A 12,054-nucleotide genomic window follows, 5' to 3' on the forward strand; every position below is an offset into this window, starting at 1 on the left:
CTCAAGGCGATGGCTTAGCGCGAGCGGGCGCCCGGACCGCCGAGGGCGATCTGGTCCATGCTGTGGCTGTTCCGGTTCTTCAGCGCGATCAGGTAGTCGTTCGAGCGCATGAAGGGGATCGGGTTGACCGCGCGGCCGTCGATCCGGACTTCGTAATGGAGGTGGCTGCCGGTCGAGCGGCCGGTCGAGCCCATGCGGCCGATCAGCTGGCCGCGGGTGATCCGGTCGCCGGGGCGGACGCCGATCGCCGAAAGGTGGCCGTAGCGGGTCTCGATGCCGCGCCCGTGGTCGATCTTGATGAGGTTGCCGTAGCCGCCGTTGTTGTAGCCCGCGGCGACGACGGTGCCGTCGGCGGTGGCATAGATCGGCGTCCCGAGCGGACCGGCGAGGTCGATCCCGGCATGCATCGCGGCGCCGCGGCCGAACGGATCGTTGCGGACGCCGAAGCTCGAGGTGAAGTCGGCGGTCTTGACCGGCTTGTCCGACGGGACCGCGATCACGCCGTCCTGCAGGCTGTCGAGCTTCTTCCAGCTGTTGAACAGCGCCTTGAAGGTCGGATCGCTCTTGGCGACGGGCTCGAACGGACCACCCACCGCGATGCGCTGCGGCGACAGGCCGCGCTTGCGAAGCTCGGCGGCGGTCATCGCATATTGCGCTTCGAGGCGGTCGGCGGCTGCTCCTTCCTGCGCCGACAGCTTGGCTTCGGCGGCGTCGAGCGGCGCGGCGATCGCCTGCGGCAACGGCTGGAGCGCGCTCGTCTCGGGAAGCTTCGAGGGGTCGACGTCACCGCCCGCGATCATCGCGGCGAGCAGGCGCTGGCGCTCCTCGATCGCGTGCGCGCGCTGCTCGGCGGCGGCGGCAAGCTTCTGGAGCTGGTCGGAATCGCTGACCACGATCGTGGCCTTCTCATCCCCAACAAAATGCGCCGCGGCGAAGGCCGACAGCGCGAAGAGGGTGATGGCGATGGAAAGGAAGAAGAGCTGGACGGGAGCGGAAAGGCGGATTCGGCGGAGTTTGGTGCCATCGTGCACGAACAGGTCGCGGCTTCGCAGCAATTGCGATGTCACCAGTGCATGCGCCATGTTCGAGCCGAGCTCCCAAAACCGTTCACGTTACAGGCCGCCCCGCGCAGCAAAATCACTCGCTGCGTGCGACGGCCAGATTGTCAGGAGCTCCCCAGCCCCTGCCCGGATCGCGGCGATTTTGCCCCTCGCCGTGATCGGACAGCCAGGAAAAGACCCTCTAGGGTTAACGAATTCAACCTTTTCGTTCCCGCGAAGGGACGAGTCGCGACGATGAAGCGATGAGTTGAGCCAAACCGCTTACATCAGTTAGCCCGTAGTGGCCTGCCGCCATGGACCGATCGACAGAATCACCGGCCTTGCATGGCGAGCCGCAGCCTGTAGAGCCGTCGGCGGGCCACGCCGTCCCAACGCGGCGCGTGCTCTCTGTAAGGAGAGTCAGAAATGACCAATGCCACGACCCCGATGCCCGAGGTGCGCCCGGCGCGCCCGCACTTTTCCTCGGGCCCCTGCGCCAAGCCGCCCGGCTGGTCGCCCGCGCTTCTCGCCACCGACAGCCTTGGCCGCTCGCACCGCTCGAAGCTCGGCAAGCAGCGCCTGCAAACCTGCATCGACCTCATGCGCGAACTGCTCGGCCTGCCCGACACCCACCGCATCGGGATCGTCCCTGGCTCGGACACCGGCGCCTATGAAATGGCGATGTGGACGATGCTCGGCGCCCGGCCGGTCACGACGCTCGCCTGGGAAAGCTTCGGCGAGGGCTGGGTCACCGACGCGGTCAAGCAGCTGAAGCTCGATCCGGCGATCATCCGCGCCGACTACGGCCAGCTTCCCGACCTCGGCCAGGTCGACTGGTCGAACGACGTCCTGTTCACCTGGAACGGCACCACCAGCGGCGTCCGGGTTCCCGATGGCGAGTGGATCCCGCAAGACCGCGAAGGCCTGTCCTTCGCCGACGCGACCAGCGCGGTGTTCGCCTACGACATTCCGTGGGACAAGATCGATGTCGCGACCTTCTCCTGGCAGAAGGTGCTCGGCGGCGAGGGCGCGCACGGCGTTCTCATCCTCGGCCCGCGCGCGGTCGAGCGGCTCGAGAGCTACACCCCCGCCTGGCCCCTCCCCAAGCTCTTCCGCCTCGTCTCCAAGGGCAAGCTCAGCGAGGGCATCTTCAAGGGCGAGACGATCAACACCCCCTCGATGCTCGCGGTCGAGGACGCGATCGTCAGCCTCGAATGGGCCAAGTCGATCGGCGGCGGCCCGGGCATGATCGCCCGCTCGAACGCCAATGCCGCCGCGCTCGATGCCATCGTCGACGCTCGCCCGTGGCTCGGCCACCTCGCCGCCGACCCCGCCAGCCGCTCGAAGACCAGCGTCTGCCTGACGGTCGAGGGCGCGGACGAAGCCCGGATCAAGAAGATGGCCGCGCTCCTCGAGGAGCAGGGCGCCGCCTTCGACATCGCCGGCTATCGCGACGCCCCGCCGGGGCTGCGCATCTGGTGCGGCGCGACCGTCGACACCAGCGACATCGAGAAGCTCGGGCCGTGGCTCGACTGGGCCTACGCCCAGACCGCCTGACCCCGAGCGCGCCGGTGAACGCCGGAGCCCAGTGCCTTCTTCCCCAGTGAATCAGGCTCCGGCCATCGCCGGAGTACGGAGCAGCAACATGACCCAGCCCAAAGTCCTCATCTCCGACAAGATGGACCCCCGCGCCGCCGCCATCTTCCGCGAGCGCGGAATCCAGGTCGACGAAATCACCGGCAAGACCCCCGACGAACTCGCCGCGATCATCGGCGACTATGACGGGCTCGCCATCCGTTCCTCGACCAAGGCCACGCCCAAGCTCCTCGAGCATGCGACCAACCTCAAGGTCATCGGCCGCGCCGGCATCGGCGTCGACAATGTCGACATCCCCGCCGCCACGGCCCGCGGCATCGTCGTCATGAACACGCCCTTCGGCAATTCGATCACCACCGCCGAACACGCCATCGCCCTGATGTTCGCGCTCGCCCGCCAGCTGCCCGAGGCCGACGCCTCGACCCAGGCCGGCAAGTGGGAGAAGAACCGCTTCATGGGGGTCGAGCTGACCGCCAAGACGCTCGGCCTCATCGGCGCGGGCAACATCGGCTCGATCGTCGCCAGCCGCGCATTGGGCCTCAAGATGAAGGTCATCGCTTTCGACCCCTTCCTCTCGCCCGAGCGCGCGCTCGAACTCGGAATCGAGAAGGTCGAACTCGACGAGCTGCTGAAGCGCGCCGACTTCATCACCCTCCATACGCCGCTGACCGACCAGACCCGCGGGATCCTCAGCCGCGAGGCGCTCGCCAAGACCAAGAAGGGCGTTCGGATCATCAACTGCGCGCGCGGCGGCCTGATCGACGAAGCCGCGCTCAAGGACGCGCTCGATTCGGGCCAGGTCGCCGGTGCCGCCCTCGACGTGTTCGAGACCGAGCCCGCCACCGACAGCCCGCTGTTCGGAACGCCGGGCTTCATCTCGACCCCGCACCTCGGCGCCTCGACCACCGAAGCGCAGGTCAATGTCGCGATCCAGGTCGCCGAGCAGATGAGCGACTTCCTGCTGCTGGGCGGCGTCACCAACGCCATCAACATGCCCTCGCTCTCGGCCGAGGAAGCCCCGCGCCTCAAGCCCTACATGGCGCTCGCCGACAAGCTCGGCCGCCTGCTCGGCCAGGTCCTCGGCGACCAGGTCACGGGCGTGTCGATCGAGGTCGAGGGCGCGGCCGCGGCCCTCAACCAGAAGCCGATCACCGGCGCGGTCCTCGCTGGCCTCATGGGCACCTATTCGCAGACCGTGAACATGGTGAACGCGCCTGTCCTCGCGAAGGAGCGCGGGCTCGACGTGCGCGAGGTCCGGCACGAACGCGAGGGCGACTACCAGACCCTCGTGCGCGTCACCGCCACCACGCCCAGCGGCGACCGCTGCGTTGCGGGCACGCTGTTCGGCAATTCGGCGCCGCGCCTCGTCGACATCTTCGGCGTGGCGGTCGAGGCCGAGCTCAACGGCAACATGCTCTACATCGTCAACAACGACGCGCCGGGCTTCATCGGCAAGCTCGGGACGACGCTCGGGTCCGCCGGCCTCAACATCGCGACCTTCAACCTCGGCCGCCGGGCCGCGGGCGGCGAAGCGGTCGCGCTGGTCGCGATCGACGATCCGGTCCCCGCGCCCGTCGTCGACCAGCTTTGTGCGCTCGAGGGCGTTCGCGAGGTGGTGCCGCTGCGCTTCTAGGGTGCGGGGTCGGCGGCGCGGGCGCTTCGCCGTCCGCGCCAGCCGATCACCCCCACGAACAGGCCGAGCGCCACCAGGCTCGCCACGATGAAGTGGGGCAGCGTCAGCCAGCTGCGCACCACATGCGCGAGTTCGGGTCCGAACAGCCAGCCAAGCCCCGCCCCGAAACTCGCCCAGACGAGCGCGGTGCCGAGGTTGAACAGGAAGAAGGTCCGGCCCGACAGGTGGCTCTGGCTGATCGCCACCGGCCCCACCACGCGCATCCCGTAGACGAAGCGATAGCCGAGGCAGAACAGGCGCGGGTGCCGGTCGATCCAGCGGATCGCGAGCGCGAAGGCGCGCTTGTCGGTGAGCTTGTGGACCCAGGCGCTGTCGCGCTGCGAGCGGCCGACGGTGAAGAACAGCTGCGCCGACACCACCGCCGCCACCCAGGCGACGAGGATGACGTGCACCCCGCTCAACTTGCCGAGATGCGCCATCGCGCCGCCCAGCACGACTCCGATCTCGCCCTCGATGAACGCCGCCAGGAACACGCCGAGCAGGCCGTAATGCTCGACCCACTGGCTCACTGCATGACTCATTCCCGCGCCATGCACCCGCCCCGACCGGCCAACAAGGTTTCGCTCAGCGCAGCCGCGTCAGGAACGCATCGACCGCGGCGGTCGCCGCGTCGCCGGGCGTGCCCATCTCGCGGTTGATGGTGGCGTGGCTCTTGCCTTCCTGCGGGGCGACCGTCGCCGCCGCCCCCGCTTTCCGCAGCGCCGCCGCGAGCTGCTGGCTCTGCGCGACCGAATCGGCCCGCCGCGCGACCGGCAGGATCAGCCAGTTCGCCGCATTGGGCGCGCCCGCATGGAAGGTCGGGGAAAGGGCCTGCTGGCGCCCACGATCGGTCCCGAAGGCCTGGACGTACATCGTCTCGACCGGATTGCGCGGCGCGGCCATCTGCGCGGCGATGTCGTAGCCCGCCCCATCGAGGAGCACGACCCCGCGCACCGCGCCCATCGGCACCCCGGCGGCCTTGAGATAGGTCGGGTCGGTCGCCACCAGCGCCGCGAGATGCGCGCCCGCGCTATGCCCCATGATCACGATCCGGTCGGGATCGATCCCCGGCTGCCGGCGCAGCAGCGCGATCGCCGCCGCCACGTCGGCCGCCTGCTGTTCGACGGTCGCCTGCGGCACCAAGCGGTAGTTGGTCGACGCGAAGGCCCAGCCGGCCGCCGTATAATGCTTGCCCTTGGTGTCGCCGCCGTTCCGTTTGTCGCCGATCGACCAGCCGCCGCCATGGACGAACAGGATCGCCGGCGCCTTGCCGCCCACGCTCGCGGGCATGACGAGGTCGAGCGTCTGCCGCGAGTCGCTGCCATAGCTCAGCTCGCGCCACCCTGCGGGCAGCGGTGATCGAGCGGCCGCGCCGTCGCTCATCGCCTTGCGGCAATTGTCCGGCATCTTCTGCATCGCCGCCATCAGGCAGGCCCGGCGATTGTCCCCCGCCAGAAGGCACTGGCGAAGCTCGGGCGTCCGGCACTCGGCCGGCAGCCGCCCCGCCATCTGCGCCCACGCCCCGTGGCTCGCGATCAGCGCGCTCGTCGCCAGGATCGCCGCCCCGGCCTTTGTTCTCGAAATCCCCATTGTCTTGACCCCTCAAGCTGGACCCCAGGCCTCGCAAACAATAGGAGCGCGGCTGAATTGCGGCTGATCGCCTCGTTCATGAAAGGTTTCGGATGGGTAACGTTACCGTCATCGGTGCCCAATGGGGTGACGAGGGCAAGGGCAAGATCGTCGACTGGCTCGCCAGCCAGGCCGACTGCGTGGTCCGCTTCCAGGGCGGTCACAATGCCGGGCACACGCTCGTCGTCGGCGAGAAGGTCTACAAGCTCTCGCTCCTGCCCAGCGGAATCGTCACCGGCACCCTGTCGATCATCGGCAATGGCGTCGTCCTCGACCCCTGGTGGCTGCGCGAAGAAGTCGAGAAGCTGCGCGGTCAGGGCGTCCGGATCGAGCCCGACGTGCTGCGCCTCGCCGAGACCTGCCCGCTGATCCTCCCCATCCACCGCGACCTCGACGCGCTGCGCGAGGACGCCAGCGGCGCGGGCAAGATCGGCACCACCCGCCGCGGTATCGGCCCGGCCTACGAGGACAAGGTCGGTCGCCGCGCGATCCGCGTCTGCGACCTCGCCCATCTCGATGAGCTGGACCCCCTTCTCGATCGCCTCTGCGCGCATCACGACGCGCTCCGGGCCGGCTTCGACCAGCCGCCGGTCGACCGCGCGCGCCTCAAGGCCGACCTCGCCGACATCGCCGATTTCGTGCTGCAATTCGCGCGGCCGGTGTGGGTCGATCTCGACGAAGCTCGCCGCAAGGGCCGCCGGATCCTGTTCGAGGGCGCGCAGGGCGTGCTGCTCGACGTCGACCACGGCACCTATCCGTTCGTCACCTCGTCGAACACCGTCGCCGGCACCACCGGCAGCGGCAGCGGCATGGGCCCCGGCGCGGCGGGCTTCGTGCTCGGAATCGTCAAGGCCTACACGACCCGCGTCGGCTCGGGTCCCTTCCCGACCGAGCTCTCCGACGCAATCGGCCAGCGCCTCGGCGAGCGCGGCCGCGAATTCGGCACCGTCACCGGGCGCCAGCGCCGCTGCGGCTGGTTCGACAGCGTGCTCGTCCGTCAGGCCGCCGCGGTCAGCGGGATTACCGGCATCGCGCTCACCAAGATCGACGTCCTTGACGGGCTCGAGACGGTGAAGATCTGCGTCGGCTACGAGGTCGGCGGCAAGCGCTTCGACTATCTGCCCCCGCACGCCGCCGACCAGGCCCGCGTCACGCCGATCTACGAGGAAATGCCCGGCTGGTCCGAGAGCACCGCGGGCGCGCGCAGCTGGGCCGATCTTCCGGCGCAGGCGATCAAGTACATCCGCCGGATCGAGGAACTCATCCGCTGCCCGGTGGCGCTCGTCTCGACCAGTCCCGAGCGCGACGACACCATCCTCGTTCGCGATCCCTTTGCGGGCTAGCGCCTAGCGCCGCGCGGGCGCCGTCTCGCGCAGCGTCAGGAAGACCGGAAGCACCCCGAGCGCGACCGCGGCGATCATGATCCCCGGCACGCTCGGGGTTCCCGTCTGCTCGACCAGCCGCTGCGCCAGCCACGGAGTCACTCCGCCGAAGATGGCGGTCGCGCCGGTCGCGCCGAAGGCGAGCCCCGTCACCCGCCCCTCGCCCGGGAACTGCTCGGCGGTGGCGACCGCGCCGACCGCGCTCATCGCGCCGGCCACGCAGGCGAGGACGAGCGCGCCCGCCAGCGCCGCCCCGTGGCTCCCGCCCGCCATGGCCGAGAAGAGCGTGATTGGAAGCACCGCCGAGGCGATCGCCACCGCGACCAGCACCGGCTTCCTTCCGATCCGGTCCGACAGCATGCCGGTCAGCGGCGTCACGGCGATCACTGCCACGGCCGCCGCAGTCCCGAGCCACAGGCTGTCCGCCTCGCTCAGCCGCCCCGCGGTCGTCAGGAACGCGGGCACGTAGGTGATCCCGACATAATAAGTGATCGAGCCCAGCGCCGAGATGCAGAAAGCGCGGAAGATGCCGAGCTTGTGGTTCGCCAATGCGTGCCGCCAAGGGGCCTCGGGCACCGTCTCGGCCGCGACCTGCCGCTCATATTCGGGCGATTCTTCCATGTGCGAGCGCGCGATCCACACGCTGCCCGCCAGCGCCGCCCCCACGAAGAACGGAATCCGCCAGCCCCAGGCAGCGAGGTCCGCCTCGCTCATCGAGGCGACCGTCAGCGCCGACACCCCGACCGCAAGCAGCGCCCCGACCTCGCTCGCCGCCGAAGCGAGGCTCGCGACCAGCCCGCGCCGCTCAGGCCTGGCTCCCTCGAGGAGGTAGGCGACCACCCCGCTATATTCGCCGCCGACCGAGAACCCCATCACGCAGCGCAGCAGGAACAGCAGCCAGCCCGCCGCGACCCCGATGCTCGCCTGGGTCGGAAGCAATGCCGTCGCCAGCATCGCCGCGGTCATCAGCGCCACCGACCACAAGAGCATCGCGCGCCGCCCGTGCCGGTCCCCGACATGCCCGAACACCACCGCGCCCAGCGGCCGCATCAGATAGGCAAGCGCGAAGCTCCCGAGCGTGAAGGACAGCGCCGCCTCGGTGCCGCCGTAGAACAGCCGCGCCAGCACCGTCGCGAAATAGAGGTAGAGCGTGAAGTCATACCATTCGACGATCGTCGAAAAGGCCGCCACGGCAAGCGAGCGGCGCGAGATCGGACGGTGGTCGGCGGAGGGGTCGGCGTCGCTCATGCCGCCACCCTCGCGGAGGGGCGGACGCCGGGCAAGACCCAAGCGTCCGCCGCGCCGGTCAGTCGGCCTTGGCCGGCGCTGCCGCCTTGTCGGCGGGCGCCATCTGCTTGCCGAGCTGCTCCATGTCCTTGGCCATGTCGGGCATCATCTTCAGCATTTCGGGGAAAGCCTGCATCGTCCCGCGCATCACGTCGGGCTCGAACCACATGCCGAGCATCTGCTGTCCATAGGCCGCGCCCGTCGGAGTCGCGAGGAAGGCGTTGATCTCGGCGATCTGCCGGGCATCGAACTTGCGCGCCATGCTGCGGGCCATGCCCTCGCGGAACTTGGGCTCCATCACGTCGCCGAACTTGGTGAACATCGCGCTGGCGAACGCCTTGCCCGCCGCGACCTTGGCGTCGAACGTCGGGTCCTTGGCGCTCATCGTCTGGCGCAGCGACAACGTGCTCGGCGGAGTCTTGGGCTTGTCGCCCTTCTTCGCCGCCGTCTCGGGCACGAGATCGGCGAAGTCAGCTTCGCTCATCGCCAGCACGCGGTCGGCCATGGTGTTGGCGAAGCTCGTCATCGCGCCCGCATAAGCCCCCTTGGGGAACATCCGCAGGGTCATCTCGCGCGCCGCCGCGAGCCGCGCGGGCTCGGGCTCGGGGCCGGCCGGGAAGAACTTGTCCATGATCTTGTTCATCATCGCGAACGCGACCATCGGATCCATGTCCGGCTTGGCCACGCTGACGGTCGACTTCTTGGACGAAGAGGCCGGCGCCGGCTTCTTGGGAGTCGCAGCCGATGCGGCCGAGACAGGAACCGCGACAATGGCGCAAGCCGCCAGAAGAGCACGAAACGACACGAATTTTCCCCCGTTTTCGGCGGCCCCCGCGGCACGCCTCGACAAGCCCTATGCTGCCTCAGCCTTAAGCCTGGCACAATATGCGCGGTTAACGCGCACCCTCAGGCGCGCTGGAGCCGGGTCCTGAACTGCAGCCCCTCGGGCTGGAAGCGGAACGCGCTCCCCTGCCCCGCCCGCCCGAGCAGCCGGCTCCCGAAGCCGCGCCGGGTCGGCTCGGTCACGCTCGGGCCCCCGCGCTCGGTCCAGGTCATGGCAAGCCCGCCCTCGGGCGCTTCCTCGACCAGGAGGTGGACCAGCCCGCGATCGTTCGACCACGCCCCGTATTTCATCGCGTTGGTGGCCAGCTCGTGCAGCGCCAGCGCCATCGACACCACCTGTTCGTCGGGCAAGGGCGCCGCGACCACCTCGGTGATCAGCCGCTCGCCGACCGGGAACGGGGCGAGCGCGGCCCGCACCACTTCGCGCACGCAGGCGACCGGCCGGCTGACATGCTCGCTCAGGAGCGCGTTGGCGTCGGCCAGCGTCCGCAGCCGCTCGGCGAACTGGACCGCGCGCGGGTCCTCGTGCCCGATCGTCTGGAGGGCGATGCTCTGCACCACCGTCAGCGCATTCTTGAGCCGGTGCCCGAGCTCGCGCGCGAAGATCACCGCATCCTCGGCCGCCCTTCGCGCTTCGGCAAGCTCGCGCCGGTACCGCTGCCGCTCGCTCGCGCGATAAAGGCTCGCGGTGACGATGATGGTGGTCGCGATGACCGTGAAGGACAAAGCGGGCACGACCATCGCTTCCCACGGCCCGCCGCCATAAATGCCTGCGAGGCTGAGCCCGCCGCCGACCACCGCCGTCGCCAGCCCCGCCCCGGGACCCACGAAGCAGGTCACGACCGCCAGCGCCGCGACCGTCGGCAGCGTCGGGATCTGGAACGGCGCGAGCGGCAGGCTCAACCGGAGCGCGGCCGCCGCGAGGCCCACGACCGAGCCGCTGAGAAGCTGCCAGCCCAAGGTCAGGTCCGGAGAACCGCCCAACCGATCGACCAAACGCTGACGCATGACGACGCAACCTGTGAAACCGAGATCACTGACCTACGACAAGGAGCCAACCCCGCCAAGTCGTTCCTGCAACGTTACGGTTGCTGCCGGTCTTCGGCCCCCCGCATGGCGCCGAATGTCCGCCATCGACCCATTGCGGACATTAGCGCGGCTAGTAAGTTAAGCCGATGACTGTCGCCGTTATCATTGCTGCACAGGTCGTTGCTGCGTCGCTGCGAGTCGGCGTAGGCGATGGCTCCGAAGCAATCGTGCGGGTCGTTGAGGACCGGAGCGCGGGCTACCTACTGAAAGTGGACTGCATCACCCGATGCGCTCGACCCATGCATTATGCCGTGCCAGTTGGCGACGCTCCAATGGGGCTGGTCGACATAGACCGCGACGGCCTCATCTATTCAGCTTGGGCGACGGGCTGCTGCTACATGGTTCGGGTGTGGAAAGTGACGCCCGCTGGCGTTGCTAAACTCTTCGAAACCGGCAGTCGCGGAGTGCCCTCGCTGATCACGACCCCAAGTCTCAGCGTGATCACATACATGCGGCCCACAAACGCGGCCGGTCAGGAAACCAGTAGGTCGCCACAAGCAGTTCGGTGGACTTATCATCATGGGCGCTTCGAGCGCTCGTAATTGTCCGCTTTCCACCCATTGCAGGCATTCATTAGGGCCGAGCCAGCGCTCGTTCGTCACCGACCGGGAAAAGACCGCTGTCGCCCTTCAGACCGGCTGCCCGCCATATACGGATGACATAGCGTCCGACCTCGTCTCGGTCCTCAGTAGCGTAAAGGTCAGTCTTCTGAAGCAGTGTCGATAGGCGACTTCGAACCGCATCGGCATCAAGCGGTTCGGGAAGGCCGCTGATGTCCCTTATCGCGGAATCCACAGCATCTTGTAATGGGCGGCGGTCTTCTGGTCTGTCCGCGCCCGTGTAGTCATCGCCAACCGGGAGGAATTTCGTTTCCTTAAGAATTGCCGACAAGGCCGGACGCTTCGGTGGGGGCGGTGCGGCACTACCGCAGCTCGAAAGCGAGAGCAGGAATGCTACGGCGAGAAAGTGACGACGCATGCTCCGAAGGGTAACTGTGCAAGCGTCCGCTATCCACCCATTGCAGACATTGCGCTCACTACCCACAGCTCACACTCAGCGGGTCACCTGCCGGTAGCTGATCCGGACGCCCGAGACCTCGTCCTTTCGCGCGAACAGGCGCGACTTCGCCGCATATCGAATGCGCAGGCGGTCGGGCGCGAGCCAGCGCATCTCGGCCCATGGGCCTCCCCAATCGCCGCCCGCCGCCGCGCCGTGATCGTCATCCGCGACGAAGACATTGCCGCCGCCCTTCGGCTCGGCCCCTCGCTCCAGGATCGAGACCTGGGTGGAGAAGCCGGTGGTCGCCCCACAATCCCGCTGGAAAAGCACGGCACTGTGCCGGCCGTCCGGAGAATCGGCGCGACTGACGATCGCGTTGGCGCAGCTGTCGGCGCATCCGCTGAGGATCAGGATGCCAACTGCAAGGAGGAAGCTCTTGGGCAAGGGACCAGTGTAGTCAGCGCCCGGTGCGGGTCAACCAAAGCATCCGCTCGCCCTTGCCAAGTAGGATTTCACC

Annotated in this window: 10 protein-coding genes; 3 read left to right on the forward strand and 7 right to left on the reverse strand. The window is 68.5% G+C overall.

Going from position 1 to position 12,054, the window contains the following annotated elements; genetic code table 11:
• Positions 1-14: 14 nt before the first annotated feature.
• Positions 15-1,082 carry a M23 family metallopeptidase gene (locus ABD693_RS02175; RefSeq protein WP_344695331.1) on the reverse strand — a complete coding sequence of 356 codons (1,068 nt, stop codon included), beginning with the start codon at positions 1,080-1,082 and terminating at the stop codon, positions 15-17.
• Between the two features lie 384 nt (positions 1,083-1,466).
• Between ABD693_RS02175 and ABD693_RS02180 the strand changes: the two genes are divergently transcribed.
• Positions 1,467-2,597 carry a phosphoserine transaminase gene (locus ABD693_RS02180; protein ID WP_344695333.1) on the forward strand — a complete coding sequence of 377 codons (1,131 nt, stop codon included), beginning with the start codon at positions 1,467-1,469 and terminating at the stop codon, positions 2,595-2,597.
• Between the two features lie 88 nt (positions 2,598-2,685).
• Positions 2,686-4,269 carry a phosphoglycerate dehydrogenase gene (gene serA / locus ABD693_RS02185; RefSeq protein WP_344695335.1) on the forward strand — a complete coding sequence of 528 codons (1,584 nt, stop codon included), beginning with the start codon at positions 2,686-2,688 and terminating at the stop codon, positions 4,267-4,269.
• On the opposite strand, the gene ABD693_RS02190 is transcribed toward serA, so the two are convergent.
• Both ABD693_RS02190 and ABD693_RS02195 read right to left on the reverse strand, forming a co-directional pair.
• Entirely contained in the window at positions 4,266-4,850 is a 585-nt protein-coding gene (locus tag ABD693_RS02190; protein WP_344695337.1) for a DedA family protein, read from the reverse strand. The two genes, serA and ABD693_RS02190, sit on opposite strands and share 4 nt — an antisense overlap.
• 43 nt (positions 4,851-4,893) lie before the next feature.
• Complete coding sequence (locus ABD693_RS02195; protein WP_344695339.1) at positions 4,894-5,898, reverse strand: alpha/beta hydrolase; 1,005 nt, start codon at positions 5,896-5,898, stop codon at positions 4,894-4,896.
• A gap of 92 nt (positions 5,899-5,990) precedes the next feature.
• Here ABD693_RS02195 and ABD693_RS02200 point away from each other — a divergent pair, with 92 nt between their 5' ends.
• Positions 5,991-7,280: an adenylosuccinate synthase gene (locus tag ABD693_RS02200; RefSeq protein ID WP_344695340.1), complete on the forward strand. Its 1,290-nt coding sequence runs from the start codon at positions 5,991-5,993 to the stop codon at positions 7,278-7,280.
• A gap of 3 nt (positions 7,281-7,283) precedes the next feature.
• On the opposite strand, the gene ABD693_RS02205 is transcribed toward ABD693_RS02200, so the two are convergent.
• The 4 genes from ABD693_RS02205 to ABD693_RS02220 form a co-directional block, all read right to left on the reverse strand.
• Entirely contained in the window at positions 7,284-8,567 is a 1,284-nt protein-coding gene (locus tag ABD693_RS02205) for an MFS transporter (RefSeq protein ID WP_344695342.1), read from the reverse strand.
• Between the two features lie 58 nt (positions 8,568-8,625).
• The gene (locus tag ABD693_RS02210; RefSeq protein ID WP_344695343.1) at positions 8,626-9,291 is read right to left on the reverse strand and encodes a DUF2059 domain-containing protein; all 666 of its coding nucleotides are present in this window, start codon (positions 9,289-9,291) and stop codon (positions 8,626-8,628) included.
• A gap of 221 nt (positions 9,292-9,512) precedes the next feature.
• The gene (locus tag ABD693_RS02215) at positions 9,513-10,457 is read right to left on the reverse strand and encodes an HWE histidine kinase domain-containing protein (protein WP_344695345.1); all 945 of its coding nucleotides are present in this window, start codon (positions 10,455-10,457) and stop codon (positions 9,513-9,515) included.
• A gap of 1,134 nt (positions 10,458-11,591) precedes the next feature.
• Positions 11,592-11,981, reverse strand: a complete 390-nt coding sequence (locus tag ABD693_RS02220; protein ID WP_344695346.1) for a hypothetical protein — start codon at positions 11,979-11,981, stop codon at positions 11,592-11,594.
• Positions 11,982-12,054 lie beyond the last annotated feature (73 nt).

It is taken from the genome of Sphingomonas rosea, assembly GCF_039538065.1.
GTDB lineage: Bacteria > Pseudomonadota > Alphaproteobacteria > Sphingomonadales > Sphingomonadaceae > Sphingomicrobium > Sphingomicrobium rosea.

Excerpts from the sequence above, each read along its gene's own strand:
- ABD693_RS02175 (WP_344695331.1), bottom strand. The coding sequence starts at position 1,082 with ATGGCGCATGCACTGGTGACATCGCAATTGCTGCGAAGCCGCGACCTG.
- ABD693_RS02180 (WP_344695333.1), top strand. The coding sequence starts at position 1,467 with ATGACCAATGCCACGACCCCGATGCCCGAGGTGCGCCCGGCGCGCCCG.
- serA (WP_344695335.1), top strand. The coding sequence starts at position 2,686 with ATGACCCAGCCCAAAGTCCTCATCTCCGACAAGATGGACCCCCGCGCC.
- ABD693_RS02190 (WP_344695337.1), bottom strand. The coding sequence starts at position 4,850 with ATGAGTCATGCAGTGAGCCAGTGGGTCGAGCATTACGGCCTGCTCGGC.
- ABD693_RS02195 (WP_344695339.1), bottom strand. The coding sequence starts at position 5,898 with ATGGGGATTTCGAGAACAAAGGCCGGGGCGGCGATCCTGGCGACGAGC.
- ABD693_RS02200 (WP_344695340.1), top strand. The coding sequence starts at position 5,991 with ATGGGTAACGTTACCGTCATCGGTGCCCAATGGGGTGACGAGGGCAAG.
- ABD693_RS02205 (WP_344695342.1), bottom strand. The coding sequence starts at position 8,567 with ATGAGCGACGCCGACCCCTCCGCCGACCACCGTCCGATCTCGCGCCGC.
- ABD693_RS02215 (WP_344695345.1), bottom strand. The coding sequence starts at position 10,457 with ATGCGTCAGCGTTTGGTCGATCGGTTGGGCGGTTCTCCGGACCTGACC.